Consider the following 26,914-nt stretch of genomic DNA (forward strand, 5'->3'; position numbering starts at 1 on the left):
AAGCACCTGCGGAACGCCGCTTAACCGCGGCACTTACATCTTGGACAGGTATTCGAAGCCTTAGTTTAGGCGAGCGTGCAGGCCTTGTAAATCATAGACTTCCAGGTCCTTCAAATAGCGCAAACCTTCCACTGCGGCCCGCGCGCCGGACATGGTCGTGTAGTACGTGACCTTGTTCGCCTGGGCGCTCATGCGGATCGAACGCGAGTCGGCGATCGCGGCGCGGGTTTCATCAACGGTCGTGAAGACCAGCGCGATTTCACCGTTCTTGATCATGTCGACGATGTGCGGACGGCCGTCCTTCACCTTGTTGACGACCTTGACCGGCACACCGGCCGCTTCGATGGCCGCGGCCGTACCCTTGGTCGCGACGATCGGATAACCGAGTTCGTGCAGCATGCGTGCGACTTCGACGGCCTTCGGCTTATCGGCGTCCATCACAGTCAACAGCACCGTGCCCGACTCCGGCAAACGCGAACCCGCCGCGAGTTGCGACTTGAACAAGGCTTCGCCGAAGGTCTGACCCACGCCCATCACTTCGCCGGTCGAACGCATTTCCGGTCCGAGCACCGGATCGACTGCCGGGAACTTGACGAACGGGAACACGGCTTCCTTCACGCTGAAGTACGGCGGGTCGATCTCTTTCGTCACGCCTTGCTGCGCCAGCGTCTGGCCGACCATTGCACGCGCGGCGATTTTCGCGAGCGGCAGGCTGGTCGCCTTCGACACGTACGGCACCGTACGCGAAGCACGAGGATTCACTTCGAGCACGTAGATGATGTCTTCTTTCGAACCGTCCGCCTGCGGCACCTGCTGGATCGCGAACTGCACGTTCATCAGGCCGACCACGTTCAGTGCCTTCGCCATGGCGCCCGTTTGACGCTTCAGTTCCGCGACGGTTTCCTTCGACAGCGAATACGGCGGCAGCGAGCACGCCGAGTCGCCCGAGTGCACGCCGGCCTGTTCGATGTGCTCCATCACGCCGCCGATGAACACGGCTTCACCGTCGGAGATGCAATCCACGTCGCATTCGATCGCGTCGTTCAGGAAGCGGTCGAGCAGCACCGGCGAGTCGTTCGACACCTTCACGGCCTCGCGCATGTAGCGCTCCAGGTCGCGCGGCTCGTGGACGATTTCCATCGCGCGGCCACCCAGCACGTACGACGGACGCACCACCAGCGGATAGCCGATTTCGTCGGCGAGCTTGAGCGCTTCGTCTTCGGCGCGCGCGGTGCGATTCGGCGGCTGACGCAGACCGAGGTCCTGCAGCAGCTTCTGGAAACGCTCGCGGTCTTCCGCGGCGTCGATCATGTCCGGCGACGTGCCGACGATCGGCACACCGTTGGCTTCGAGATCGAGCGCGAGCTTCAAAGGCGTTTGACCGCCGTATTGCACGATCACGCCGACCGGCTTCTCCTTGTCGACGATTTCGAGCACGTCTTCGAGCGTCAGCGATTCGAAGTACAGACGATCGGACGTGTCGTAGTCGGTCGAAACGGTTTCAGGGTTGCAGTTGACCATGATCGTTTCGTAGCCGTCTTCGCGCATGGCGAGCGCGGCGTGCACGCAGCAGTAGTCGAACTCGATGCCCTGCCCGATCCGGTTCGGGCCACCGCCCAGCACCATGATCTTCTTGTTGTTGGTCGGGTTCGCTTCGCACTCTTCCTCATAGGTCGAGTACATGTAAGCGGTTTTCGTTGCGAACTCGGCCGCGCAGGTGTCGACGCGCTTGTACACCGGGCGCACGTTCAACTCGATACGGCGTTGACGCACTTCCGCAGGCTTCGCGCCGAGCAGTTTCGCGAGACGCCGATCCGAGAAGCCGCTTTGCTTCAGGTACTTCAGCTCTTCCTTCGAAAGGCTCCCGAGTGTGCGGCCGGCCAGCGCCTTTTCCTTCAGGATGATCTGTTCGATCTGCGCGAGGAACCACGGGTCGATCGAGGTTTCCTCGAAAATCTCTTCAGCCGTCATGCCGACACGGAACGCGTCGCCCACGTACCAGATACGATCCGGGCCGGCTTCGCCGATCTCGCGGATGATCTCGTCACGGTTATCGGTCTTTTCGTCCAGACCGTCCACGCCGACTTCGAGACCGCGCAGCGCCTTCTGGAAAGACTCCTGGAAGGTGCGGCCGATTGCCATCACTTCGCCGACCGACTTCATTTGCGTGGTCAGACGCGAATCGGCTTCGCGGAATTTTTCGAACGCGAAACGCGGGATCTTGGTGACGACGTAGTCGATCGTCGGTTCGAACGACGCCGGGGTCTGGCCGCCGGTGATTTCGTTCTTCAATTCGTCCAGCGTGTAGCCGACGGCGAGCTTGGCCGCGACCTTGGCGATCGGGAAACCCGTTGCCTTCGAAGCCAATGCCGACGAACGCGACACACGCGGATTCATTTCGATCACGATCATCCGGCCGTCTTTCGGATTGATCGAGAACTGCACGTTCGAACCGCCGGTGTCGACGCCGATCTCGCGCAGCACCGCGAGCGATGCGTTCCGCAGGACCTGATATTCCTTGTCGGTGAGCGTTTGCGCCGGAGCAACCGTGATCGAGTCGCCGGTGTGGATGCCCATCGGGTCCAGGTTTTCGATCGAGCAGACGATGATGCAGTTGTCCTTCCTGTCGCGGACCACTTCCATCTCGTACTCTTTCCAGCCGAGCAGCGACTCTTCGATCAGCAGTTCGCGCGTGGGCGACAGGTCGAGACCGCGCTTGCAGATCTCTTCGAACTCGTCGCGGTTATACGCGATACCGCCGCCCGAGCCGCCCAGCGTGAACGACGGACGAATCACCACCGGATAACCGCCGCTGCCGGTTTGCGCGGCGATGTCGGCCTGCACCTGCAGCGCTTCTTCCATGGAATGCGCGGTGCCCGATTTGGCCGAACCGAGGCCGATCTTGGTCATCGCGTCTTTGAACTTCTGGCGGTCTTCCGCCTTGTCGATCGCTTCCGGCGACGCGCCGATCAGTTCGACCTTGTACTTTTCCAGCACGCCGTGCGCGTGCAGATCGAGCGCGCAGTTCAGCGCGGTCTGGCCGCCCATCGTCGGCAGGATCGCGTCGGGGCGCTCCTTCGCGATGATGCGCTCGACCACTTCCCACGTGATCGGCTCGATGTAGGTCACGTCGGCCGTGTTCGGGTCGGTCATGATCGTCGCCGGATTGCTGTTGACGAGAATGACCTTGTAGCCTTCCTCACGCAGCGCCTTGCATGCCTGCGCGCCCGAGTAGTCGAACTCGCACGCCTGGCCGATGATGATCGGACCCGCGCCGATGATGAGGATGCTCTTGATGTCTGTCCGCTTGGGCATAACGCTCTCGCTAATGTATTCCTGAATTCTTTCCGTCGGCGCGCGTCGCGGTTACGCTGCGCGCGCTCTGCTCTGTCTGGTCCGGCTCGCCGCGTGTTCGCCGCGTGTTGGTCGCGTGTTGGTCGCGTGTTCGTCGCGCATACGCCGCTTGTGCGTCGATCACGCGCGGCGCGAGCCGTGCGCCGCCGAGACTTTGATGCCGCTTTATGCCGCAGCGGTCTTGCCGGCCTTCTTCGTGTCCATCAACGCCGTGAAGCGGTCGAACAGATAGGCGATGTCATGCGGGCCAGGCGACGCTTCCGGGTGACCCTGGAAGCAGAACGCCGGCTTGTCGGTCAGCGCGAAGCCCTGCAGCGTGCCGTCGAACAGCGAGACGTGCGTGGCGCGGGCGTTGGCGGGCAACGTGTCGGCGTCGACCGCGAAGCCGTGGTTCTGCGACGTGATCACCACACGGCCGTTGTCCAGATCCTTCACGGGATGGTTCGCGCCGTGGTGGCCGGTCTTCATCTTCATGGTTTTGGCGCCGACCGCGAGTCCCATGATCTGATGGCCGAGGCAGATGCCGAAGGTCGGAATGCCACGCTCGATCAGCTCCTTCGTGGCGCGAATCGCGTAGTCGCACGGTTCCGGATCGCCCGGGCCGTTCGACAGGAATACGCCGTCCGGATTGAGCGCGAGCGCGTCGGCCGCAGTGGCTTGCGCCGGCAGCACCGTGACGTGGCAGCCGCGTTCAGCCAGCATGCGCAGGATGTTGTACTTGACGCCGTAATCGAACGCCACGACGCGGTACTTCGGCGCGGTTTGCGTTCCGTAGCCCTCGCCCAGACGCCATTCGGTCTGGGTCCACTCGTACGATTCCTTCGTCGACACGACCTTCGCGAGGTCCATGCCCGCGAGGCCCGGGAACGAGCGTGCGAGTTCGATGGCGCGGGCTTCGTCGTCCGAGCCGGCGAGGATCGCGCCGTTCTGCGCACCCTTGTCGCGCAGAACGCGAGTCAGCATGCGGGTATCGAGACCGGCGATGGCGACCACGCCTTCGTCCTGCAGATATTGCTGGAGCGTGCGCTCCATGCGGAAGTTCGACGCGAGAACCGGCAGATCACGAATGATCAGGCCGGCGGCATGGACTTTCGTTGCTTCGACGTCTTCGGCGTTCACGCCGACGTTGCCGATATGCGGATACGTGAGGGTCACGATCTGGCGCGCGTAGCTCGGGTCAGTCAGGATTTCCTGATAGCCGGTGATAGCGGTGTTGAACACGACTTCGCCGATGGTATGCCCGGGGGCGCCGATCGAGTAACCACGAAAGACCGTGCCGTCGGCGAGCGCGAGCAGAGCGGGAGAAAATGACGGCAACACGGGAGACTCCTTGGGGAACACCCTGTTGCCGACCTGTCTATCCGACTGCGAGCCGCAGCGAGACGCATCCGGGATGCGCGCGCAGACTCGCTCGCGAACTGCCGTTGACGTTGCAAGGGGCGCGATGGGTCCATTGTGTGGACGGATCGGCTGGGGGCGAAGCCCGGCTTGCTACGCCAGTGGCGCGCGGCGGATGAACGGTATGGGAGAGGTAGGCGCTAGGGTGCGGGTTGATAAGCTCAAACCTTGGAATTATAGCGTGAAAACGCCCTTCCGTCCAAATCCGAGATGGCAAGCGAGCTTGGGAAAGCACGCCTGAAAGCCGCTCAAAGCCTTGCTGCGTCTGGCGCGGCCGACATTCGACATAATTTCCACGGGTTCGAATCGGGATAGTCCGAGCCTGGTGGCGACGGTCACCAGAATTACGCCGGCGGACTGCTCAGAGTGGCGAATCGACGCGGCTGGCAGCATCGAGGCGTGCTCGAGACAGTGTTTAGCGAACTCAAGCTTCCTGTTCGAGGTGGACTTCAGGCGGACACAGCTGTTTTTTGCGGCCAGGCAATACGTACCAGATCGCGCTCAGCATCTGCAGCGCGACCAGAATGCCCCACGCGGTCAAATGCGCGGCCGCCGGATAATGGCCACCACTCGCAGGCCAACGTGAAAGCACCGCGCCCACGCCGATCTGGAAGCCGAAAATCAGCAGGAAGATGATCAACGTCAGTGTGGTGTTCACCCGGCCGATCATCTGCGCGGGGAAGTGCCGGGCCATGACCGCGTAGCTGAGAATGCCCGTGCCACCAAAGATCCCGTACGCCGCCCACAAGAGAGCCGCGGGCAGCGGCGCCTTGAACATGATCAGCAACTGCGTCAGCACATACAGCGCCATGCCGATGCCGCAAAACGCATGGAGCGAGATGCCGCGCCGCTCGAGACCGCGCGCCGCCGCGCCGAAGCCCACGCAGCCGGCCATCATCGCGAAGCCGAGAACCGACACGAGCGCTGCCGCCTCGCGCGGCCCGAAGCCCTGCACGTCACGCAACCACGCGCCGACCCAAAGCGACTGCATTGCATAGAAGACGCCTTGCGTGACGACCGAGAACGACGCGATCTTCCAGAACGCCGCGCTGCGCAAAATATGCAGCGTGCCTTTGAACTGCGCGCCGAGACTCGCCTGGTGATGGGTTTCCTTCGTGTCCGGCGCGAGCGTCCATTGCGCCAGCGCGACGAGCACGGTCAGCAAGCCCAGCCCGACGCAGACCATGCGCCAACTGGCAAACGTCAGCACCCACGTCAGCGGCGAGCCGACCATCACGCCGCCGAAGCCGCCGATCGCCATCACCAGTCCGTTCATTAACGGCAGGCGTGCCGGCGCAAAGTGTTGCGCCAATGCCTTGAAGGCGGCGCCGAGACAGACGGAGACACCCACGCCGATCAGCAGCCGCCCCGCCATCATCGCGCCGACGCCCTGCGCGGCGCCGAACACGCCGATGCCGAGCGCAGCAAACAGCAGCGTGGCGGCCGTGACCCGCCGCGCGCCGAAGTGATCGAGCAGGACGCCGGCTGGAATCTGAGCGCCCGCAAAGCCAAGAAAATAGAGACTGGTGAGCAAGCCCAGATCAGCCGCCGACAAGCCGAGATCACGCGTAATGAACGGCGCAAAGCCGAGGTTGACGCCGCGAAACACGTAGGAAACGAAATAACCGGCGGAAAACAGCAAAAAGACGCGCAGCTGGGTCGACGACATAAGCTCCTGGATCAGGCGGCTGGCCGGATCAATTTGATCCAAAGCACGAACGATAAAGGAAAAGCGCCGGCTTTACCCAAAATGATCTGCAGAATGAAAAACGCCGTCACCACAGGTGACGGCGTTGGAAAAAGCACGGTGCGTGATCGGAGCGCAATTCATGCGCTGCCCCCGCAACGCATGTGGTCACTACCGTGTGAGCCGCTATTGGTCTACTTACCCTTCTTCGCGTTGGCCGCGGTCTTCGGGCGGCTCTCTGCCGCAGCCTTCGACGCCTTGCTGGACGCGGAAGCCGACACCTTGGTCACCTTGCCCTTACTGGCGCTCGATGCCGTCGGCTTGCTGACTTTGCCTGCCGGTTCGGAAACCTTCACCACGCCTGACCGGCCACGACCCTTCTTGTTATCGTAGCGCGAATCGGTTCTCGTGTCCGCGACACGGGTGCCGATCTTCTCGACGCCGCCGCCCTGCACGTCCGTCGCGATGCGCTCAGGGCCCGGTTCGCTCGGCATCGCCTTGCCGACCGGCACGTGCAGCACGATCACCTGGCCGCGCGAGACGCTGTCCCGGTGCGTGCGGTTCCATGCTTTCAACTGACCGATCGACACGCCGTAACGCACGGCAATGGCAGCCATGGTCTGATTGCGGCGCACGCGAATCAGCATCTTGCGCGTGTCGGGGACGTCAGGTTCCATTGCCAGCACCGCGCTTTCAGCCACGTCCGCGCTGATGTCTTCGTCGTCGTCCGAACCGCGCGGCACGACGATCGTGGAGCCGGGCTTCAGGCGCATGCCGACGGGAATCTTGTTCACTTCCATCAGCGTGTCGGCATCGACACCGATTTTCTGCGCGATCGCCGCCGGCGCCGCGCGCTCGGTGACCGTATACGTGGTCCACGACGACAGCGAGCCGGAGTAGGTCTTCAGATTGCGTTCGAACGCGCTGGCGTTGTCGAACGGCAGCAGGATCTGCGGCTGCGTGGCGCCGAGAATGACCGGCTTTCTGAACGACGGATTCAACGAGCGGAACTCGTCCGTGGAGAGATTCGCAAGCTTGGCGGCCATGTCCACGTCGATATCGTGCGAGGTGGTCACCGTCACGAAATACGGGTGGTTCGGAATGGACGGCAGCGCGAGCCCGTACATTTGCGGGTTCATCACGATGTTCTTCACCGCCTGCAGCTTGGGCACGTAGTTACGTGTCTCGTTCGGCATGCGCAGGCTCAGGTAATCAGTCGGTAGGCCCGCCGCTTCGTTACGCGCGATCGCGCGCTGCACGTTGCCCTCGCCCCAGTTGTACGCCGCGAGCGCCAACTGCCAGTCGCCGAACATGTCATGCAGACGCGACAAATAATCGAGCGCGGCACTGGTCGAGGCCAGCACGTCGCGGCGCTCGTCCTGCCACATGTTCTGCTTGAGATTGTAGGTGCGCCCCGTGCCCGGCATGAACTGCCACATGCCGGCCGCCTTCGCTACCGACAAAGCCTGCGGGCTATACGCCGACTCGATGAACGGCAGCAACGCGAGCTCGGTCGGCATATGGCGCGCTTCGAGCTCTTCGACGATGTGGTACAGATACTTCTGCGAGCGCTCGGTCATGCGCTGCACGTAATCGGGACGCTGCGCATACCAGTTCACCTGCATGTCGACGAGGTCGGTTTGCAGGTCCGGCATCTGGAAACCACGGCGAATACGGCCCCAAAGATCGGCGTCGGCGCTCGTCAACTGCGCGACGGAGCCCTGGTCGACGTTAATCGTTTCTTTGGCGGTGGCGCTCTTACGAAGGGCGTCGGCTACGGCTTGCTGACTGGCGGGATTTGTTGCGGTGGAAAGGCTACTCGTCGTTGGTCCCTGGCTCGCGCAGGCGGCGAGCGTCAGAACCAGCAACGCACTTAAGATAAATCGCATGAACGTCTCGGCTTCCACAAGGGCTGGAATTTGCAGCCGATAGTACGAAACGGCAACGTTTACGTCAATCGGAAAATTACGAAAAAATCAAGTAAATCTTGGGCTTGGCGAATTTTTCCGATTCTTCGCGTGAACAACACCCTTCATTGGAACGGGTCAACGGAAGCGGTTTTTCCATTCGCGCATCAACGTAAAGGCCGTCAATCGATCGGACACTTTTTCGTGTAACTGCTGTTGCAGGCTCGCCTGGACTGCCGGATTATCCGCGCGCAAAAACGGATTCACCGCGCGTTCATGGGCGATCGTGGTGGGCAGTGTCGGCACGCCCCGCGCGCGCAATTCGCTCGCCTTATCCCGCCAGGCTTGCAGTTCGACGTTGGCGGGTTCGCAGGCGAGCGCGAAGCGGATATTCGAGAGCGTGTACTCGTGGGCGCAATGAACCTCGGTCGCGCCGGGCAGCGCGGCAAGCGCGTCCAGCGAAGCGAGCATCTGCTTCGGCGTGCCTTCGAACAGCCGGCCGCAACCGCAGGCGAACAGCGTGTCGCCGCAAAAAACGTGCGGCGTGCCGCGCGGGTCGGCCGCCTGAAAATAAGCGATGTGCCCGCTCGTATGACCCGGCACATCGAGCACGCTCAATTCGAGCGCGGGGGCCGCAATCGACACGTGATCACCATTTTTCAGACGGCGCGTGAGATGCTCGATCGCCTCGCCCGCCGGGCCGTAGACGGGCACGTCCTGGCCGTTCAGCAGATCGGCCACCCCACCGACGTGGTCTTGATGATGGTGCGTGAGTAAAATAGCGCTCAGCCGCCAACCCCGCTTCGCCAGATAAGCTTGCACGGGGGCGGCCTCACCCGGATCGACGACGACCGCATTGTGTCCGTCGGAGACGACCCAGATGTAATTGTCATCAAACGCCGGGACCGGTACGTACTCGAGCGCATTCATAGGCGACGCATTCTCTGATATGACTGATCGAGCGATTATAGACTGGCCCGCGTGGACCGATTCGCCGCCTGGCCGCTACGTGCTCGAGTGGGAACAGACCCAGCTCGATCGCGTGGTGTCGGACGTGTTCGGTTACCATGCGCTGCAACTCGGCCTGCCGCAGCTCGACGCATTGCGCGAAAACCGCATGCCGTGCCGCGGGCTCGTGCTCGACGCCGCGAGCGGTGCGAGCGCGCCTTACGCTTTTCCGCGCGGGCTGGGACATGGGGTCAGCAACGGCGCGCGCAACGGTTTGAGCAACGGCGGCGCACAAGGCGGACTTGCAGGCCTGCCGGCGCCGGTCGGGCGCAGTGCCGTGTGGTGCGACCTGCTGGACTTGCCGTTCGAAGCACAGAGCGTCGATCTGATCGTGATGCCGCACACGCTGGAATTCACGAGCGATCCTCACCGTCTTCTGCGCGAAGCCGAGCGCGTGCTGATGCCCGAGGGCCAGTTGATTATTTTGGGCTTCAACTCGCTGTCGCTCTGGGGCGCGCGGCAGTCGGTCGGCAAGATGACCGGCCGGCCTTTCGTGCCGGCGGCTGTCGACCTGATTGCCTTCACGCGCCTGAAAGACTGGATCAAACTGCTGGGCTTCGACCTTGAACGCGGGCGCTTCGGCTGCTATCGTCCGCCGCTTGGCAGCGAACAATGGCTGTCGCGCTACGGTTTCATGGAAGCCGCCGGCGACCGCTGGTGGCCGATCTTCGGCGCCACCTACATGATCAAGGCGATCAAGCGCGTGCGCGGCATGCGCCTCATCGGCCCGTTGAAAGTGAAGAAACCCGTCCTCGCCGCAGGCCTCGCGCCCGCCGCCACACCGAATACACGCAACCACACTCAATGACTTCCGATCTCATCGATATTTATACCGACGGCGCCTGCAAGGGCAATCCCGGCCCCGGCGGCTGGGGCGCGCTGCTGCGCTTCGGCGACCAGGAAAAAGAACTGTTCGGCGGTGAACCCAACACCACCAACAACCGCATGGAACTGATGGGCGTGATCGCCGCGCTCGAAGCGCTCAAACGCCCCTGCAAGGCGGTCGTGCACACCGACTCGCAGTACGTGCAGAAAGGCATCAGCGAATGGATCCACGGCTGGAAGAAAAAAGGCTGGATCACCGCCGCCAAGCAGCCGGTGAAGAACGCCGATCTGTGGAAGCGGCTCGACGCGCTCGTCGCGCAACACGAAATCGAATGGCGTTGGGTGCGCGGGCATAATGGCCACCCGGAAAACGAGCGCGCCGATCAGCTGGCCAATCGCGGCGTCGCATCACTCGCGCAGATTTGATTCTTGCTGCGACGGCCGTGCCGGCTAGCCGCGCGTGCCATCTTTTTTTGCTGCAATTTTCTGAGGCAGGCTAATCCGACATGCGTCAACTCATCCTCGATACCGAAACCACCGGCCTGAATCCCCGCACCGGCGACCGGATTCTCGAACTCGGCTGTGTCGAACTGGTGAACCGCCGGCTCACCGGCAACAACCTGCATTTCTATATTAACCCTGAACGCGACAGCGATCCGGGTGCATTGGCCGTTCACGGCCTCACCACCGAATTCCTGAGCGACAAGCCGAAGTTCGGCGAGATCGCCGATCAGTTCCGCGATTTCATCCAGGGCGCGGACCTGATCATTCACAACGCACCGTTCGATATCGGCTTTCTGGATGTCGAGTTCGCCCTGCTCGGCTTGCCGCCGGTGAACACCTACTGCGGCGAAATCATCGACACACTGGCGCGCGCCAAGCAGATGTTCCCTGGCAAGCGCAATTCCCTCGACGCGCTGTGCGATCGCTTCGGCATCAGCAACGCGCACCGCACGCTGCACGGCGCGCTGCTCGACTCGGAACTGCTCGCCGAAGTCTATCTGGCGATGACGCGCGGCCAGGAAAGCCTCGTCATCGACATGCTCGGCGATTCACATGCCGGCGGCGATGCGCGCGCACCGCGTGTCGCGCTCGACTCGCTGGATCTGGTCGTGCTCGCCGCCAGCGACGACGAACTGGCCGCGCACCAGGCGGTACTCGACGGTCTCGACAAGGCGATCAAGGGCACGAGCGTGTGGCGACTCGAACCCGCGCCGACCGCGGATGAGCAAACCGCTTAAAAAGTACTGGACGAGTGCAAAAATCCCTGACATAATTCGGCTCTCTTCGGGTGGTTAGCTCAGCGGTAGAGCACTGCCTTCACACGGCAGGGGTCACTGGTTCGATCCCAGTACTACCCACCAGAATTTTGGTGTGTCGATCACCGAAGACTAAAGGGCTTACGCAGAAATGCGTAAGCCCTTTTTCATTTGCGGCCGTTGGTCGCTGTGCGCTGCTGCGAGCTTTTGCTGCACGCCGAAAACCGTATGGAATGCCAGGTAGATCTCGGCGTGCTCTGCAGCGGTTGAGCCACTCGCCTCGCTCCAAACGATTTGCATCGATCAGATCGAAGCAGCGTCACAAGACCTCGCATCGCGCTTTGCCGTCAACACCGAATCTTCGTACGTTTGCGGGCGCCGAATACTGCTGATATAGTTGGCACTCGGGCATTCGCCCCGTCCTTTTTCTTCACTTCATTCGACCACAGGGAGGCGCCCCATGTTTGCAATGCGTATCGCCGCCCCTGGCATGGTTTCGCGAGCGTTGTCGCGACCTTAAGTTTCTCAGGTTGCTCATTCGCTGCTCACGCGGTTCCGCCTGAAAAGGCGCTCCGCGCAATTCCCAGACAGTCCGCAGTTCCATCGCCCGTGCATAGCGGCGCGTTTTGACTGTCTCGTCCTTTCGCTTCTGACTGGAACCTCGGTGCGCTCATGCGTCACCGGGTCGTGGCAAATGACCAGAAAAAAACTCGACTTTCGCGGACAGGCCTTCAAGGACGTCCTCGGCTTTACCTTCCATCATTGGGCGCAGCAGCCCTGGCGCATTCTCGTGATTACGGGGCTGGTGCTGCTCTCCGCGTTGGCCGACGTGCTCACGCCGATGTTCGCCGGACGTCTCGTCGACGCCATCGCGTCGGGCGCGGCCAGCAACGCAGTGGCCTGGCACGCGGCAGTGACGGCGTTCTGCGTGCTGAGTGCGCTCGGCCTCGGCGCCACGCTGCTGCGGCAAGGCGTGTACTTCAATATCATCAGGCTCACGCTCAAGATGATGAGCGAGATCGCCGCGAACGCGTTTCATCGGGTGCAACGCTTCTCGACCGACTGGCACGCGAACAGCTTCGCCGGCTCCACGGTGCGCAAGATCACGCGCGGCATGTGGGCGCTCGACCTGCTCAACGACACGCTGCTGATCGCGTTGTTGCCGTCGCTCGTCATGCTGGTCGGCGCCACGACCCTGCTCGGCTGGCGCTGGCCGATGATGGGCGCGGTGGTCGGCATCGGCTCGGTGCTGTATATCGCGGTGACCGTGGCCATGTCGCTCGGCTTCGTGGCGCCGGCTGCGCGCCTCGCAAACGCATGGGATACGCGCATGGGCGGCGCGCTCGCCGACGCAGTCAGCTGCAACGGCGTAGTCAAGGCATTCGGCGCAGAAGAGCGCGAAGAAGCGCTGCTCGCGCGCGTGATCGGCAAATGGCGGCATCGTACGCGCCGCACGTGGATGCGCGGCACGATCAACGGCGGCATCCAGGGCGGCATGCTGGTGGCAATCCAGGCCGCCATTCTCGGCGCGGCGCTGCTGTTGTGGGCGCGCGGCGAGGCAAGCGTCGGCGACATCACGTTCGCGCTAACCATGTTTTTCATGCTGCAAGGCTATCTGCGCGACGTGGGCATGCACATCCGCAACCTGCAACGCTCGGTCAACGACATGGAAGAACTGGTGTCGCTGGAAAGCCAGCCGCTCGGTATCGAGGACCGGCCCGGCGCAGGTCCGATCGTGATCGGCAAAGGCGAGATCCGTTTCGAGCACGTCACCTTCCATTACGGCGCGAGCGGCCAGCCGCTGTACGACAACTTCTCCGTGCGTATCGCGCCGGGCGAGCGCGTCGGACTGGTCGGGCATTCGGGCTCGGGGAAAACTACGTTCATCAAGCTGATCCAGCGGCTCTATGACATTTCGGAAGGCCGCATCACGATCGACGGTCAGGACATCGCCCGGGTGCGGCAGGCGTCGCTGCGCAGCCAGATCGCGATCGTTCAGCAGGAGCCGGTGCTGTTTCACCGCTCGCTTGCCGAGAACATTGCGTATGCGCGGCCCGGTGCGAGCCGCGCCGAGATCGAACGCGCCGCGAAGCTCGCGAGCGCGCACGACTTCATCGCGGCGCTGCCCCAAGGCTACGACACGCTGGTCGGTGAACGCGGCGTCAAGCTGTCGGGCGGCGAACGTCAGCGCGTGGCCATCGCACGGGCATTTCTCGTCGACGCACCGATCCTGATTCTGGACGAGGCGACGTCGAGTCTCGACAGCGAAAGCGAAGTGCTGATCCAGCAAGCCATGGAGCGGCTGATGATGGGCCGCACGACGTTGGTGGTGGCGCACCGTCTTTCCACCGTGCGCGCGCTGGACCGCTTGCTGGTGCTGGATAAAGGCAAGGTGATCGAGGAAGGCAGTCACGACGCGCTGATCCGACTCGAAAACGGCCTCTACCGGCGGCTGTTCGAGCGTCAGGCACTGGAACTGATCAAGGGGCTGGGCGAGCCGGAACTCGCGAATCATGCCTCGCGGCCGAGTGCGATCCGCACGGACGATTCCAGCTTGCTGGTCGGGAAGTAAATGATGCTAGTCGTGTGGGATGTCCGCTGGAAACCGCCGGTGTAAGCCGGCGGTTTTTGGGGGCGTTGGGGCGGCTTTTAGGCAGTTTTTAGGCAGCGTTTTGCCGCCAATCGTTTTCCCATGCACTCAACGATCTCCTGAGCGCCGCTCTCCGCAAGCGTCCAACCACCCTTCGGCAGCCCCGGCTACACCACGCCCGCCGGCAACCCTACCCCGCGCGCCATCCCGGTGGCCGCCAACACCACAACCACCATCAATATCGTCTGGATCACGCTGAAGCGTGCGTACGAGCGCGCCTTGTGCAGATCGGGCGCGGCGCCTTTTCTGATGGCGGCCCGCCAGCGCATCAGCGCAAGCATCGACGGCACTTCGAGGATAAGAATGACCACGACCAAGGTCATCTTGAGGTGAAAGAGCGGCTCGTGGAGATAGTAATCGGCGCCCTTTTCAAACCCACCGAAAGCGCGCATCAACCCGGTGACGATCAGCACCAACGCCGAGATGCCCCAGCCGGTATCCGCCCGGAAAACGGATCGTAGCGCGGCTGGCACCGTGGCGCGGCGCAGCGCCCACGTGCGCCGCAGAATCGACGCGAGTGCGAAGCCATAAGCAAGCAGATGGATGGCGGCAAGCAACCAGCGAACCAGCATGGCGACTCCTGCAAAGGACGCAATACGATCGTTGTATGTCTCACTCGCCCGCGCTGAAGCGCCGGGCGCCATGACTTCATTATCGACTACGGCTCAATTTACAACGCCTGCTTCGACCACAGGGTGTGGCCAACTGCACAAACCGGCAGATTCAGACCTGCTGCAAGGATGTGTCAAGCGCACGGGCGGCGACCCGATCGCGCTCGGTCGTCAGTGCGGTACGGAACACGGTTTGGCGATTGTGACCCGCCGCAGCCGGCGAATCCCACAACAATTCGATTTTCGGACGGCGACCGAACGCGCCACGCGCAAGCGACGGCGCAGCGGCCGCCCCGAGTGACGCGCCGGAGCCGCCCGGCTCGCCTGCGGCGCTGAACGCCACTGCGGGCGTGGGCGTCGGCGTGGGTCGCGCGGCTTGCCCGGCAGCCCAGCGCACGGACAATTCGCGCGCGTCGTACTGCCCCACTTTGCGGCGCTCCGCCCACACAATGACCGTGCGCGTGACCGGGTCGAGCGAAACGGCATAGCGGCCGATCGCAAACCGGCGCGCGGCGATATTGGTACGCCACAGCGCGCGCGGGCGGCAGATCCACAGCACGGCCGCATACAGCGCCGGCGCGGCCAGCAACCAGCCGTTGGACGCCGCCACCGCGTTGGCGGCGCGGCGCCAGCCGGCGCTCGCCGCGAACGCACCGACCGACCAGACTGCAAAGAGGAAGCCGAGAAAAGCAAACAGACGCAACGCTTGCCGCAGCCATTGCGGCAGCGGATGAAACGGACGCTCGGCGACAGCGCGCGCGCCCGGCAGGAAAATCAGAAGGAACAGGAAGACGAGGTTGATGCACGCCCAAGGCGAGGACACCATGGCCAGCAGCGATGCGCCCGCATCCATCTGCGCCATGGAAAAGAGCCAGCGAGCGAGGAGCACGAGACCGATGGCGCGCAACGCGAAAATCGTTCCGGCGCCAGGCGCCGCGTTCGCACGCGTCTCTTTCGTTCTCGCCAAGGCATCCTCCTGTCGTCGGCGGCGCCGCAGCCAAATTTGCGGCACGGCCATTATAGGGATTTTACGGAGAGCGGCTCATTCTTAACGGCCGAAACCGCTCACTTTCGTCGGTTCATTGAAAAAAGCGCGGCGCGCTTGCAACAACGCCCCGTGGGCCGGTGGCACACGGGGCGTTGCTGGAGGCTGGCAGAGCACCGCAAAGCGCTCCTCAACCGAATCGACTCATCTGTTGCGCATGAACCGACGGCGATTAGCCGGCGTTGACTTCGCGCAGCACGGTGCGGTGCTTCTGACGCAGCAGTTCTTCGTAGGTGGCAACGTAGTTCTGCGCCATGACCTTCGACGAAAAGCGCGATTCGAACGCCTTGCGCACGTTGGCGCGCGACAGCGTGTGCAGACGCTTGACCGCGGCGACCGCGCTGATTTCGTCTTCGACGACGAAGCCCGACACGCCGTTTTCGATCACTTCCGGCACCGAACCGCGGTTAAACGCGATCGCCGGCGTACCGCACGCCATCGCTTCGATCATGACCAGACCGAAGGGCTCCGGCCAGTCGATCGGGAACACCAGTGCGTGCGCATTGCCGAGGAACTCACGCTTTTCGGCTTCGCCGATTTCGCCGATGTACTCGACGTGCGGGAGCGCCATCAGCGGCTTGATCACTTCTTCGTAATAGGCACGGTCGGCCTTGTCGATCTTGGCGGCGACCTTGAGCTTCATGCCTGCCTGGCCGGCGATGCGGATCGCGCGGTCGAGGCCCTTCTCCGGCGAGACGCGGCCGAGGAACGCGAGGTAGCCCGGCTCGACGTTGTCGATCGGCGTGAGCACGTTTTCCGGCAGGCCGTGATAAACGGTTTGCAGCCAGTTCGCCTGTTGCAGCGGAATACGCTGGTTGTCCGAAATCGACACCACCGGCACGTCGCTGAACGTATTGAAGATCGGCTGCAGTTCCGGCAGGTCGAGACGGCCGTGCAGCGTGGTCAGGAACGGCACCGGCTGGCGGGCGAACAACGAGAACGGGTAGTAGTCGATGTGGAAATGCAGCACGTCGAATTCGTCCGCGCGGCGGCGCACTTCTTCCAGAAGCAGCATGTGCGGCGCCATCACGTCACGGATGGTCGGGTCGAGGCGCAGCGCCTGCGGCCAGAAAGCTTCGAGTTTCGCGGAGGTTTGCGAATCGCCGCTCGCAAAGAGCGTGACGTCGTGGCCCTGCTCGACCAAAGCCTCGGTCAGGTAGGACACCACACGTTCCGTACCACCATACAGCTTGGGAGGAACCGCCTCGTGCAACGGAGCGATTTGAGCGATTCGCATAATGAAGAACTCCTCGTAAAAAATCAGGCAAAGGTACTGCGTTTGGTAAAAGCGACTCGCTTGCTCGCCAGGGCAGTCTGGCCGGATATGCCGGCGCGGGCCTGATTCTTTCGAGAAATCCTGCGATGGATCGCTTGGGTAGTGAGCCCAGACTGGTTGTCAGCGTCTGTGCATGTGCCGGTAAACGCACGCAAGACACCTACGTTGACAAACTGTCAGAAATTTCGGTGGGCCTACAGAGCATGCATTATCAATGCCGGGATTCTCGCTGCACCACAACATTTCAAAGTCTTTACGTTGTTACAAAGGCGAAACACTTTGCAAACCCTTGTTTTCTAAGACAGTTCTACAGTGTCAACTGGTTTGCAGCGCAGCAACGCCAGAACGGCGCGGTAAGGTCCCGAGTCAACTTTGCCGGCAAACATTGAAGAAATGCCGCGCCGCAGTTGAATGCAATTTGTAATTATATCCTGAATTGGTTCCGCGGCCTGCGGCAACCTGACCCGCCGGCGGGTCGTGTCGCGGCAGGTTTCGAACGTCCATCGCGAGATCAATCGCGCCAAGGCCCGATAACACAGGGCGCAATCGCTTTTGCATGTTTACAATGCGAAGCATCGGCTTCGCGGCGAACCGTTTCTGACGTGGCCCGCGCTTTGCATGCACAACCCCGAACCCATCGACCTTCACGATCAATTGGAACATTTAACCGTCGCCCAGCGTAATGCCCAGGACGCAAAGCTCGCGAGCTATGCGCACCGGCCGCTCGCGTTTCTTTTCCGCTTCATTCGCCGCCATCCGCTCGCGCATGCGATCGTGCTGTGCAGCGTGTTCGCGGCCGTCGGCTGCGCGCTCGCTTCTCAGTATGCGATCAAGCATCTGATCGACGTGCTCGGCGAAGGCCGGCATCATCCCGGTCCGCTGTGGGGCGCATTCGCCATCCTCGTCGGCCTGATCGCCGCCGACAACCTGTTGTGGCGTGTCGGCGGCTGGGTCGCCGCGCATACGTTCGTCGCAGTGACCGGCGATCTGCGGCGCGACCTGTTCCAGTATTTGAGCGGCCATTCGCCGACCTATTACTCCGAGAAACAGCCGGGCATGCTCGCAAGCCGGATCACGGCCACCTCGAATGCGGTCTACACGGCGGAGAACACCACCGCCTGGAACGTGCTGCCGCCGTGCATCGCGGTGCTCGGCGCCATCGTCATGATCACCGCCGTGAATCCGCTGATGGCCGGCGGCCTCATGCTGTGCTCGGCGATTCTGTCGGTCGTGCTGTACAAGCTCGCCGGCCGCGGGTCGGCGCGCCATCACCATTTCGCCACCAAGGCGGCTTCGGTGGACGGCGAGCTGGTCGACGTGATCAGCAACATGGGCCTCGTGCGCGCTTTCGGCATGACCTTTCGCGAGCAGCAGCGTTTCGGCGCAACGGTCAAGGCCGAGATGGACGCACGCCAGCAAAGCCTGCTGTATCTGGAAAAGCTGCGCCTGCTGCATGCCGTGATCACCGCGCTGCTGTCGGCGGGCTTGCTGGGCTGGGCGTTGCACCTGTGGGATCAAGGCCGGGCGACCTCCGGCGACATCGTGCTCGTCAGCTCGCTCGGCTTCACGATCCTGCACGGCACGCGCGACCTGGCCGTGGCGCTCGTGGATGTCACGCAACACGTGGCGCGCCTCGCGGAGGCCGTCCGGACGCTGCTCGAGCCGCACGGCATGCCGGACCGCGACGATGCGACCGAACTGGTGCCGCAAGGCGGGCGCATCGATTTCGAAAGTGTCACGTTCGCCTATCCGCGCCGCCGCCCGATTCTCGACCATTTCGACCTGCATATCCAACCCGGGCAGCGCGTCGGCCTGATCGGCAAGTCGGGCGCGGGCAAATCCACGGTGCTGGCACTGCTGCAGCGTTTCTATGAAACCCAGGGCGGCGCGATCAAGGTGGACGGCCAGGATATCGCCACGGTCACGCAGGACAGCCTGCGCCACGCGATCGCGCTGGTGCCGCAGGACATCTCGCTGTTCCATCGCACGGTGTACGAAAACATCGCCTATGGGCGTCCGGAGGCAACCCGCGAAGAAGTGCTCACGGCCGCTCGCGAGGCGCGCTGCGCGGACTTCATCGAGGCCATGCCGGAAGGCTACGACACGATCGTCGGCGATCGGGGCGTGAAGTTGTCCGGCGGACAGCGTCAGCGGATCGCGATCGCGCGCGCAATCCTCAAGAACGCGCCGATCCTGCTGCTCGACGAAGCGACCTCGGCGCTCGACAGCGCCTCGGAAGAAGCCATTCAGAAGGCGCTCGACCGGTTGATGGTCGGCCGTACCGTGGTTGCGATTGCGCACCGTCTGTCCACGCTGAACAACTTCGACCGGATCATCGTGATGAGCGCCGGCAAAGTCATCGACGACGGCAGCCCGGACGAGTTGCGCCAGCGCCCGGGCCTGTACCGCGATCTGCTCACCAAGCAGTATGGCAAAGGCACGACGCTGCATATCGGCGGCAAGAAGGTCGACGAACAACACGTGGTCTGAACCCGGGCGCGGGTATGCTTCGAGCCGCTGTCGCAACGACAGCGCGCCCAGCGCCAACGCCCCAGCGCCAAAAGAAAAGCCGCTCGAAGAGCGGCTTTTCTGCTTTTCACACCGCCGGTTGCCGGCGGCTCCGAACGCGCCTACCCGGCCCGAGTATCGCGTGCCTTTTTCCCCGGCACTGCGCGCGACTTCCCGCTTCGGGTGCTCTTTGCACCAGCAACGCCCTGCAGATCGCGCATGAAATTATCGCGCCACACGGACACATTGTTCTCGCGCAACTGCACCATCATGTCCCGATGACGTGCCTGACGCTCCGCGAGCGGCATCTCCAGCGCCCTCGCGAGCGCCTCGGCCATGCCGTCGATGTCGACCGGATTGACGATCAGCGCGCCGTCCAGTTCCTGCGCGGCGCCGGCAAAACGCGACAGCACGAGCACGCCGGGATTCTCCGGGTCCTGCGCCGATACGTACTCCTTGGCGACCAGGTTCATGCCATCGCGCAACGGCGTGACATAGCCGACGTGCGCGGTGCGAAAAAGTGCGGCCAGCACCGAGCGTTCGTATTGCTTATGGATGTAGAGAATCGGCGTCCAGTCGAGTTCGGCGAAACGCCCATTGATACGCCCCGACTCCCCTTCAAGCTGCAAGCGGATGTCCTGATACGCATGCATGTCGGCGCGCGTCGGCGGAGCGATTTGCAGGAACGACACCTTGTTGCGTTGCGCGGTCGCATGTTCGAGCAGACGCTCGAAGGCGCGAAAACGCTCGACCAGTCCTTTCGAATAATCGAGCCGGTCCACGCTCATGATCAGCTTGCGCGAATGCAGCGTCGCCTTCATCGTGCGCACCGGTTTGCCGCGCTCGCCCGCTTTCGCGAGTTCGGCGATCTCGTCCGGATAGACACCGATCGGATAGGCGGCCGCGCGCAGCGTGCGACCGAATGCGTGGATCGTCAGCGGGCCTTTCGCCGATGCGTCGACGGTGCCGTTCGCCTCGTTGACGATGTAGTCGCAGAACGCACGCAAATCCGGCGCCGTCTGGAAGCCGAGCAAATCGAACGAACACAGTGCTTCGACGAGTTCGCGATGCGGCGGCACCGCCAGCAGTACCTGCGAAGCTGGAAACGGAATGTGCAGGAAAAAACCGATGCGATTCTTTACGCCCGCCGCACGCAAAGCCTGCGCAAACGGAATCAGGTGATAGTCGTGAACCCAGATCACGTCGTCTTCGCGCAGCAGCGGCACGAGTTGTTGCGCGAGCCACGCATTGACGCGGCAGTAGCCCTCGAAGTCGTGCCGGTCGTATTGCAACAGGTCGGCGCGATAGTGGAACGCCGGCCACAGCGTGGCGTTCGAGAAACCGCGGTAGTACTGGTCGTAATCGCGGCGCATCAGCGCGATGGTCGCGAACGTCACCGGGCCGCGCTCCTCGACCTTGATCTGCGGCTGGCCCGAGCCGAGCACGTCGCCGCTCCAGCCGAACCACATGCCGCCGGTTTCCTTCAGCGCGTCGTACACGCCGACCGCCAGACCGCCCGCCGCCGGGCCGCCCTCCGAGATCGGCGCGACCCGGTTCGATACGATGATCAGTCGACTCATGAAGCGCGTTTCCCGATGCAGTACGTTGTTTTCTTTGAGCGATGCGGCATGGCCATCAGACCGAGCGCGCCGCCGTGACGACCGACGCCAGCCAGTCGAGCAGCGCCGGGACGGAGTCGATACGCGTTTGCGCCAGCGTCTCGCCCGGACCGACCTTGATCGACACCCCGCCGCGCTCGTTGACGACGGCAAAGCCTTTCTCGTCGGTCAGATCGTCGCCGGCAAAGACCGGCTGGCGGCCGACGAAAGGCGGCTCGTCGAGGAACGCGCGCAACGCGCGGCCCTTGTCGACATCTTTGGGTTTGATTTCATAGACCATCTTGCCCGGCTGCAGCACGTAGGAGCCGGCGTAATCGGCCACCAGCCGCCCGGTTGCCTCGCGCGCCACCGGCTCGCGATCCGGCGCATTGCGGTAATGCAGCGCCACGGCCGCGCCCTTGATTTCGAGCAGCATGCCGGGATTTTCGTTGACCACCTGCGCGAGCACCTGCTCCATGCGCAGGAGCCGCTCGTCATGAAAGCCGATACGCTGCGTGTCGCCGTTCGCGTCGCGCCGTTCGGCGCCGTGCAGACCGGCAATCGGCAAATCGGGCATGCCGAGAAAACCGTCGATACTGTCGATACCGCGGCCCGACACGACCGCGACCGCACCGTTGGTCAGGCTGCGCAGCTCGCTCAACAGATCGACCACGCGGGGTTCCACCAGCACGCCGTCCGGCGTGGAAGCGAGTTCGACGAGCGTACCGTCGAAATCGAAGAAAAATGCAGTCTCGCCTGGAGACAGAACAGCCGGAAGTGCTTGCATCGGTTAGTTTTGCCTTTCAGCCTTGTGCGGCCGGAAAAGTGAGCGCATCTTACCGCGCATCCACCAATTTTTCGAGAAAGTAAGGCTGGACACAAGCCCGGCCGAACGCCGCGAGCGAACACCGTCGGCGATTGCGTTCAAAAAGAAAACAATCCGGCTTCATGCAGCTTTCAGCCGCCTGCGTCAAATTGCCTCGCAAAACGTGCGCCCGTCGGCGCTGCGCGACGCCATCAGCGATTTTGCGCTACAGTCGCTGCCACGCAGATATTGCCGTTACGACCAGTTTTGCACACTATGACGGCCCGCGCGAAACGCCCCAATCGCGCAGCGCCGCTCGCGCGCGCACTGGCGCCGCCATTCAATCGAGTAACTGAACCCTGCTTTGTTCCCGATCTTCTCATTCCGGCATTCGCAAACGCACCTGGCGTCTTCACACGGGCTGCGCCGCGCGCGCCTGTTGGCGCTGACGCTCGCGTTGGGCGCGCTCGCGGCGCTTGCCGGCTGCACGCATCGCCAGGACACGTGGCAGTTGACCAATGTGACCGGCCACCTGCCGGATCTCGACTTCAACCTGACCGGCGACGATGGCCGCGCCGTCAACGGCGAATCGTTCAAGGGCCGCACCTCGCTGGTCTATTTCGGCTACACGCATTGCCCGGACGTCTGTCCTGAAACGATGGGCCGGTTGATGCAGGTGCTCGGCAAACTCGGCCCCGACGCGCAGAAGGTGCGCATTCTGTTCATCACCGTCGATCCCGCGCGCGACACGGCGCAAGCCTTGCACGACTACGTCGGCGCTTTCGACTCGCAACACGCCGAAGGGCTGACCGGCACCGACTGGCAGATCGAGTCGCTCGCCAAGCGTTACCGCGTTGCCTATCAGATGGAAAAGCGCGATCCCAGCGGCAACTACGAGGTCACCCATAGTTCCGCCGTCTACGTGTTCGACAGCCAGGGGCACGCGCGCCTGCTGGCCACCGACCGCGACACGCCCGATGCGATCGCAGAAGACCTGCGCCGTATCATTGAAGACCGTTCCTGACCTTTCCCGAGTCCATTCATGTCGATCAAGATCAAAACGTTCGCTGCACTGAGTTGCGCCCTCGCCCTCTCGTTCGGTGTTGCCACGACCGCGCAAGCCGCGGGCGCCAACGCGGTCAGCGCGAAAAACGCGTGGGTCCGCTGGCTGCCCAATAACCTGCCCGCCGCCGGCTATGTGACGCTCGTCAACGCGAGCGACAAACCGGTCGATCTCGTCGACATCTCCAGCAACGACTACGGCGACGCAATGCTGCATCAGACGGTGTCGAACGGTTCGTCGCAGAAGATGGTGATGGTCGACAAGCTGACCGTGCCCGCGCACGGCCAGGTCGCCATCGCGCCCGGCGGCTACCACGTGATGCTCGAAGATGCGAAGCACAAGATCGCGCCGGGCGACACCGTGCACCTCACGCTCAAGTTCTCCGACGGCGAAACGCTCGACACGCCGTTCGCCGTCAAGTCACCGGCGCAGACGAAGTAACCTGCCGCGATGAATCTGCTCTACTGGCTCGATCCCTGGGAGTTTTCGCCGACCGTCGTGATCGCCTTGCTGGTGCCGGCGATCCTCTTCGTGCGCGGCGCGCGCAAGGCGAAGATGTCGGTCGCGCGGCGTATCTCCTTCTGGTTCGGGCTGGTGGCGCTGTATGTCGCGTTGCATACGCGGCTCGACTATTTCTTCGAGCATGAGTTTTTCATGCATCGCGCGCAGCACCTGGTGCTGCATCATCTCGGGCCGTTCTTCATTGCACTGTCGTATCCGGGTGCCGCGTTGCGCGCGGGTATTCCGTTCAGTTGGCGGCAACGCTTCGTGCGGCCCGCGCTCGAGACGCCGGTCGTGCGCAAGCTGCTCGACGTGGTGATGCATCCGGTCGTTGCAGTGACGCTGTTCGTCGGGTTGATTTACTTCTGGCTGATGTCGCCGATTCATTTCGTCGCGATGCTCGACTGGCGGCTGTATCGCGTGATGAACTGGAGCATGGTGATCGACGGCCTGCTGTTCTGGTGGCTCGTGCTCGATCCGCGCCCCGCGCCGCCGGCGCGTTTGTCGCCCGGCAAGCGCGTGCTGGTGGTGATCGCCGCGATTCCGCCGCAGATCATTCTCGGCGCGTTCATCTTCTTCACGCCACGCGAGTTGTATCCGATCTACTCGATCTGCGGCCGTGCGTTTACATGGTTGAGCCCAATGCGCGATCAGCAGATCGGCGGGTTGCTGCTGTGGATTCCGGGTTCGATGATGAGCGTGATCGGCGCGCTAGTGGCCTTGCGTCACTGGATGCGGTTGTCGGCACGCGGACGCTTGCGCGGCGAACGGCGCGCGAAGGCGACGCACGCTTTGGCGAACGCGGCTGCAACGCCTGCGGGCAATCGCCACTGATCCCATAGTTTGCAACGGTCGCCGGAAACTCCGCGCGCGTACAACTTGCGCGGAGGATGTGCGCCGCTTCAGGCCGAACGCATCCAGACATGCGGGATGCCGTCTTCTTCGTGGACTTCCGACACCGGCGCGAAGCCGAACGCACCGTAAAAGCCTTGCAGATGGGCCTGCGCATGCAAGCGGATCGGCGTGCCCGGCCACTGCGCGCGAATATGCGTAAGCGCCCGTTCGAGCATCGCATTGCCCAAACCGATGCCGCGGAATTCCGCTGTCGTGAGCACACGGCCAATGCGGATATCCGTGTCGTCCGCATCAGGCAGTAGCACGCGCAGATAACCCGCGAGCGGCGGCCGCTTTTCACCGGGACCATAGGCCAGCAGATGCCAGGCGTCCACATCGAGCCCGTCGATATCGCCATACACGCAGTTCTGCTCGACGACGAACACCGCGCTGCGCGCCCCCAGCATCGTATAGACCTCGATACTCGTGAGCTCGTCGAAGTATTTCCAGCGCCAGTCGAGTTGCGCGAGCCGCGTGGCGGCGCTTTGCTGCAGTTCAGTCATGACAACGTTCAATAGAAAAAAGGCGCACCGCACGAATAACGGTGAGGCGAGATTATGCCGCATGGCACGTCACGGCTTCGCCGCCGTGCCGGCTCAGTTGTGATGCGCGGCGCGCGCCTTCGACGCCTGTTTATGGCTGTACATCGCAGCGTCGGCCGCCGCCAGCAGATCGGCAACCGATCGATGCCGGGCGGGATCGTACTGAATCTGCCCGACGCTATAGCGAATGTCGTAGCCACGCTGGGCTTCGGCGTTGCGCTCGTCCAGCAGTTGCGCAAGTCGGTGCGTCACTTCCTGCGTGGCGCCGCGGTCCGAATCGGTGAGCAGCACGACGAACTCGTCGCCGCCGAGCCGCCCGATCACATCGCTTTCACGCAGCGCGGTGCGCAGGACGTCGGCGAAGTTCTTCAGCGCGTGATCGCCTTCGGCGTGGCCGAGCGTGTCGTTGATCTGCTTGAAATCGTTCAGATCGAAGAACAGCAGCGACGCCGGCTTTTGCATTCGCTTGCAGACGTTGAGCGCATGTTGCGCGAGTGACTCGAACCCGCGCCGGTTCGACAGAAGCGTCAGATCGTCGAGCGTGGCCAATTGCACCGCCGCCAGTTCCTGCTCGGCCATGCGCGCCAGATCACGCAGCAATTCGCGCTCTTCTTCGTCGAGGCCGCGCGGCTTGGTGTCGATCAGACAGAGCGTGCCGAGCTTGCTGCCGTTGGGCACTGTCAGCGGGCAGCCGGCGTAGAAACGGATATTCGGGCTGTCCGTGACGAGCGGATTGTCGTGAAACCGCTCGTCCGCGAACGTGTCGGGCACCATCAGGATCTCGTCGCCAACGATGGCGTGCGCGCAGAACGACACGTCACGCGAGGTCTCGCTCACGTTCAGGCCGACGCACGACTTGAACCACTGACGATCCGCGTCGACAAGACTCACGAGGGCGATAGGCACACCGAAGAGTCGCTTGGCGAGCCGGGTCAGGCGATCGAAGCGCTCTTCCGGCAATGTATCGAGAATATGCAGCGCACGCAGGGTGTCGAGACGGGCGCTTTCGTCAATGGGCGTCGGTGGCACATGCATGTAGTAGTCCCCAAGGCGACCGGTGTGGCCGAAGTGGCAGGCGGTTAGTGTATAGCGACATACGTCACTTGGGGCAAGACCAGAGCGCGAGAGTTCCCTCGGATTGCGTGCCCGCTGCATCCGCATTCGCGCCGATGCAGGCCGCGCCGAGCCGAGACGCTCGCGCGGCAAGGTGTGACGGCGGCCTGACTACGAGCTTTCAAAGACCGGCTCTACGGGCCGCGCAAGACAGTCGATCAGGTTGTCGGGTCCGCATAGATGCAGCGCGCCAACGACCACCAACGTGCGCTCAGGCCGCGACAGCAAGTCCCTCAGGCGCGCCGCCCATGCGCGATTGCGCGCGTCGAGAATCGCATGCCGGATGCCTGGCAGATTGAACATCGGCGACTCGTTGGCGATGCGGTGCACGGCGGCCAGATCGCCCTCCAGCCACGCGGCATGCATGCGTTCGAGCGTGCGCTGCGGTTCATCGAGATCGGCCATCAGCAGACCGAGCGCCGCGCCGACAGCATCGAGCGGAATCGATTCGAGCGCCGCCGCCACTTCCTGCGCGGTCTCGAGATAGCGATAGGGTTTGGCCTGCGCGATCGCCGAGCGCAGCATGCGCGGCTCGACGCCTTCGACGACCTGCTGGAACAGCGTCGGCGCAACGATCAGCGCGGCCCACGGGCACAGATCGACGAGCGGCGCCAGCGGGCCTTCAACGGGCCAGGCCGCCTGAAGACGCTGCCATGCGTCGGCGGATAGCAAGGGCTGCAGGCAAGCGGCGCCGCCCTGGCCGGCGGCCTTCAGAAACGGGAGGATCGTCGGCGGATCGGACTCGAAGACGAGCGCCTCGGCCCAGTCATACGCTTCCGCGATCCATGGCGGCGTTCGGCGGCTCGTCGCCGGAAAGAGATGCATCGAGCCGAGCAGGCGAACCTGAGTGCCGGTGAGTTGTAGGTACAT

General features: G+C 63.1%; 22 protein-coding genes and 1 tRNA gene. 9 read left to right on the plus strand and 14 right to left on the minus strand.

The genetic code is table 11. From position 1 onward, the window contains the following. Positions 1-60 precede the first annotated feature (60 nt). The 5 genes from carB to gloB all read right to left on the minus strand — a co-directional run bounded on the left by carB (position 61) and on the right by gloB (position 9,276). Positions 61-3,315, minus strand: a complete 3,255-nt coding sequence (gene carB, locus P0D71_RS25685) for a carbamoyl-phosphate synthase large subunit (RefSeq protein ID WP_091792600.1) — start codon at positions 3,313-3,315, stop codon at positions 61-63. A 204-nt stretch (positions 3,316-3,519) separates the two neighbouring features. After that, positions 3,520-4,674 (minus strand): glutamine-hydrolyzing carbamoyl-phosphate synthase small subunit, encoded by a 1,155-nt coding sequence (gene carA, locus P0D71_RS25690; RefSeq protein WP_408482724.1) that lies wholly within the window; start codon positions 4,672-4,674, stop codon positions 3,520-3,522. Positions 4,675-5,176: 502 nt separating this feature from the next. Beyond that, positions 5,177-6,421 carry an MFS transporter gene (locus P0D71_RS25695; RefSeq protein WP_408482726.1) on the minus strand — a complete coding sequence of 415 codons (1,245 nt, stop codon included), beginning with the start codon at positions 6,419-6,421 and terminating at the stop codon, positions 5,177-5,179. Positions 6,422-6,633: 212 nt separating this feature from the next. Continuing rightward, the gene (locus P0D71_RS25700; protein WP_408482728.1) at positions 6,634-8,328 is read right to left on the minus strand and encodes a transglycosylase SLT domain-containing protein; all 1,695 of its coding nucleotides are present in this window, start codon (positions 8,326-8,328) and stop codon (positions 6,634-6,636) included. 156 nt (positions 8,329-8,484) lie between these two features. Beyond that, positions 8,485-9,276 (minus strand): hydroxyacylglutathione hydrolase, encoded by a 792-nt coding sequence (gene gloB, locus P0D71_RS25705; RefSeq protein WP_408482730.1) that lies wholly within the window; start codon positions 9,274-9,276, stop codon positions 8,485-8,487. A gap of 19 nt (positions 9,277-9,295) precedes the next feature. Here gloB and P0D71_RS25710 point away from each other — a divergent pair, with 19 nt between their 5' ends. The 5 genes from P0D71_RS25710 (at position 9,296) to P0D71_RS25730 (ending at position 14,010) form a co-directional block, all read left to right on the plus strand. After that, positions 9,296-10,162, plus strand: coding sequence for a class I SAM-dependent methyltransferase (locus P0D71_RS25710; RefSeq protein WP_408482732.1), 867 nt, complete (start codon positions 9,296-9,298; stop codon positions 10,160-10,162). Further along, a complete protein-coding gene (gene rnhA / locus P0D71_RS25715; protein WP_091792593.1) occupies positions 10,159-10,605 on the plus strand; it encodes a ribonuclease HI in 447 nt (148 codons plus the stop codon). Before P0D71_RS25710 ends, rnhA begins: the two co-directional genes overlap by 4 nt. Before the next feature lie 80 nt (positions 10,606-10,685). Further along, a complete protein-coding gene (gene dnaQ, locus P0D71_RS25720; RefSeq protein ID WP_408353677.1) occupies positions 10,686-11,420 on the plus strand; it encodes a DNA polymerase III subunit epsilon in 735 nt (244 codons plus the stop codon). A 48-nt stretch (positions 11,421-11,468) separates the two neighbouring features. After that, positions 11,469-11,543, plus strand: a tRNA-Val gene (locus P0D71_RS25725). Positions 11,544-12,132: 589 nt separating this feature from the next. After that, complete coding sequence (locus P0D71_RS25730) at positions 12,133-14,010, plus strand: ABC transporter ATP-binding protein (protein ID WP_408482735.1); 1,878 nt, start codon at positions 12,133-12,135, stop codon at positions 14,008-14,010. Between the two features lie 185 nt (positions 14,011-14,195). Here P0D71_RS25730 and P0D71_RS25735 read toward each other — a convergent pair whose 3' ends face one another. The 4 genes from P0D71_RS25735 to P0D71_RS25750 form a co-directional block, all read right to left on the minus strand. Then, positions 14,196-14,660 carry a DUF2214 family protein gene (locus tag P0D71_RS25735; protein ID WP_408185390.1) on the minus strand — a complete coding sequence of 155 codons (465 nt, stop codon included), beginning with the start codon at positions 14,658-14,660 and terminating at the stop codon, positions 14,196-14,198. A 151-nt stretch (positions 14,661-14,811) separates the two neighbouring features. Next, complete coding sequence (locus P0D71_RS25740; RefSeq protein WP_091800193.1) at positions 14,812-15,666, minus strand: hypothetical protein; 855 nt, start codon at positions 15,664-15,666, stop codon at positions 14,812-14,814. A gap of 250 nt (positions 15,667-15,916) precedes the next feature. Further along, on the minus strand, positions 15,917-16,981 hold the full coding sequence (locus P0D71_RS25745; protein WP_091792589.1) for a glycosyltransferase family 4 protein: 1,065 nt from the start codon (positions 16,979-16,981) through the stop codon (positions 15,917-15,919). 405 nt (positions 16,982-17,386) lie between these two features. Further along, positions 17,387-17,683: a hypothetical protein gene (locus P0D71_RS25750; protein ID WP_408482763.1), complete on the minus strand. Its 297-nt coding sequence runs from the start codon at positions 17,681-17,683 to the stop codon at positions 17,387-17,389. Between P0D71_RS25750 and P0D71_RS25755 the strand changes: the two genes are divergently transcribed. After that, positions 17,639-19,510 (plus strand): ABC transporter ATP-binding protein, encoded by a 1,872-nt coding sequence (locus tag P0D71_RS25755; protein WP_408185392.1) that lies wholly within the window; start codon positions 17,639-17,641, stop codon positions 19,508-19,510. The genes P0D71_RS25750 and P0D71_RS25755 overlap by 45 nt on opposite strands. 140 nt (positions 19,511-19,650) lie before the next feature. Here the strand turns inward: P0D71_RS25755 and otsA are convergent, their stop codons facing one another. Together otsA and otsB are read right to left on the minus strand one after the other, a co-directional pair. Continuing rightward, positions 19,651-21,108, minus strand: coding sequence for an alpha,alpha-trehalose-phosphate synthase (UDP-forming) (gene otsA, locus P0D71_RS25760; RefSeq protein ID WP_408185393.1), 1,458 nt, complete (start codon positions 21,106-21,108; stop codon positions 19,651-19,653). A 55-nt stretch (positions 21,109-21,163) separates the two neighbouring features. Beyond that, a complete protein-coding gene (gene otsB, locus P0D71_RS25765) occupies positions 21,164-21,913 on the minus strand; it encodes a trehalose-phosphatase (protein WP_091792587.1) in 750 nt (249 codons plus the stop codon). Positions 21,914-22,295: 382 nt separating this feature from the next. Here otsB and P0D71_RS25770 point away from each other — a divergent pair, with 382 nt between their 5' ends. The 3 genes from P0D71_RS25770 to P0D71_RS25780 are packed head-to-tail and all read left to right on the plus strand — an operon-like array spanning position 22,296 to position 24,329. Continuing rightward, positions 22,296-22,955 carry an SCO family protein gene (locus tag P0D71_RS25770; protein WP_408482737.1) on the plus strand — a complete coding sequence of 220 codons (660 nt, stop codon included), beginning with the start codon at positions 22,296-22,298 and terminating at the stop codon, positions 22,953-22,955. 18 nt (positions 22,956-22,973) lie between these two features. Continuing rightward, positions 22,974-23,435 (plus strand): copper chaperone PCu(A)C, encoded by a 462-nt coding sequence (locus P0D71_RS25775; protein ID WP_091792585.1) that lies wholly within the window; start codon positions 22,974-22,976, stop codon positions 23,433-23,435. 9 nt (positions 23,436-23,444) lie between these two features. Further along, positions 23,445-24,329, plus strand: a complete 885-nt coding sequence (locus P0D71_RS25780; RefSeq protein WP_408185396.1) for a cytochrome c oxidase assembly protein — start codon at positions 23,445-23,447, stop codon at positions 24,327-24,329. A 68-nt stretch (positions 24,330-24,397) separates the two neighbouring features. On the opposite strand, the gene P0D71_RS25785 is transcribed toward P0D71_RS25780, so the two are convergent. From P0D71_RS25785 to P0D71_RS25795, 3 genes are all read right to left on the minus strand, one after another. Beyond that, on the minus strand, positions 24,398-24,892 hold the full coding sequence (locus tag P0D71_RS25785; RefSeq protein ID WP_408300311.1) for a GNAT family N-acetyltransferase: 495 nt from the start codon (positions 24,890-24,892) through the stop codon (positions 24,398-24,400). 93 nt (positions 24,893-24,985) lie between these two features. Next, entirely contained in the window at positions 24,986-25,966 is a 981-nt protein-coding gene (locus P0D71_RS25790) for a sensor domain-containing diguanylate cyclase (RefSeq protein WP_091792582.1), read from the minus strand. A 189-nt stretch (positions 25,967-26,155) separates the two neighbouring features. Next, a complete protein-coding gene (locus tag P0D71_RS25795; RefSeq protein WP_408482739.1) occupies positions 26,156-26,914 on the minus strand; it encodes a TraB/GumN family protein in 759 nt (252 codons plus the stop codon).

This window comes from Paraburkholderia sp. RL17-383-BIF-A (assembly GCF_046028015.1).
GTDB lineage: Bacteria > Pseudomonadota > Gammaproteobacteria > Burkholderiales > Burkholderiaceae > Paraburkholderia.

Coding starts and splice junctions, on each gene's coding strand:
- carB (WP_091792600.1), bottom strand. CDS start 3,315: ATGCCCAAGCGGACAGACATCAAGAGCATCCTCATCATCGGCGCGGGT.
- P0D71_RS25695 (WP_408482726.1), bottom strand. CDS start 6,421: ATGTCGTCGACCCAGCTGCGCGTCTTTTTGCTGTTTTCCGCCGGTTAT.
- P0D71_RS25700 (WP_408482728.1), bottom strand. CDS start 8,328: ATGCGATTTATCTTAAGTGCGTTGCTGGTTCTGACGCTCGCCGCCTGC.
- gloB (WP_408482730.1), bottom strand. CDS start 9,276: ATGAATGCGCTCGAGTACGTACCGGTCCCGGCGTTTGATGACAATTAC.
- P0D71_RS25710 (WP_408482732.1), top strand. CDS start 9,296: ATGACTGATCGAGCGATTATAGACTGGCCCGCGTGGACCGATTCGCCG.
- rnhA (WP_091792593.1), top strand. CDS start 10,159: ATGACTTCCGATCTCATCGATATTTATACCGACGGCGCCTGCAAGGGC.
- dnaQ (WP_408353677.1), top strand. CDS start 10,686: ATGCGTCAACTCATCCTCGATACCGAAACCACCGGCCTGAATCCCCGC.
- P0D71_RS25730 (WP_408482735.1), top strand. CDS start 12,133: ATGACCAGAAAAAAACTCGACTTTCGCGGACAGGCCTTCAAGGACGTC.
- P0D71_RS25735 (WP_408185390.1), bottom strand. CDS start 14,660: ATGCTGGTTCGCTGGTTGCTTGCCGCCATCCATCTGCTTGCTTATGGC.
- P0D71_RS25745 (WP_091792589.1), bottom strand. CDS start 16,981: ATGCGAATCGCTCAAATCGCTCCGTTGCACGAGGCGGTTCCTCCCAAG.
- P0D71_RS25755 (WP_408185392.1), top strand. CDS start 17,639: ATGCACAACCCCGAACCCATCGACCTTCACGATCAATTGGAACATTTA.
- P0D71_RS25750 (WP_408482763.1), bottom strand. CDS start 17,683: ATGTTCCAATTGATCGTGAAGGTCGATGGGTTCGGGGTTGTGCATGCA.
- otsA (WP_408185393.1), bottom strand. CDS start 21,108: ATGAGTCGACTGATCATCGTATCGAACCGGGTCGCGCCGATCTCGGAG.
- otsB (WP_091792587.1), bottom strand. CDS start 21,913: ATGCAAGCACTTCCGGCTGTTCTGTCTCCAGGCGAGACTGCATTTTTC.
- P0D71_RS25775 (WP_091792585.1), top strand. CDS start 22,974: ATGTCGATCAAGATCAAAACGTTCGCTGCACTGAGTTGCGCCCTCGCC.
- P0D71_RS25780 (WP_408185396.1), top strand. CDS start 23,445: ATGAATCTGCTCTACTGGCTCGATCCCTGGGAGTTTTCGCCGACCGTC.
- P0D71_RS25785 (WP_408300311.1), bottom strand. CDS start 24,892: ATGACTGAACTGCAGCAAAGCGCCGCCACGCGGCTCGCGCAACTCGAC.
- P0D71_RS25790 (WP_091792582.1), bottom strand. CDS start 25,966: ATGCATGTGCCACCGACGCCCATTGACGAAAGCGCCCGTCTCGACACC.
- P0D71_RS25795 (WP_408482739.1), bottom strand. CDS start 26,914: ATGTACCTACAACTCACCGGCACTCAGGTTCGCCTGCTCGGCTCGATG.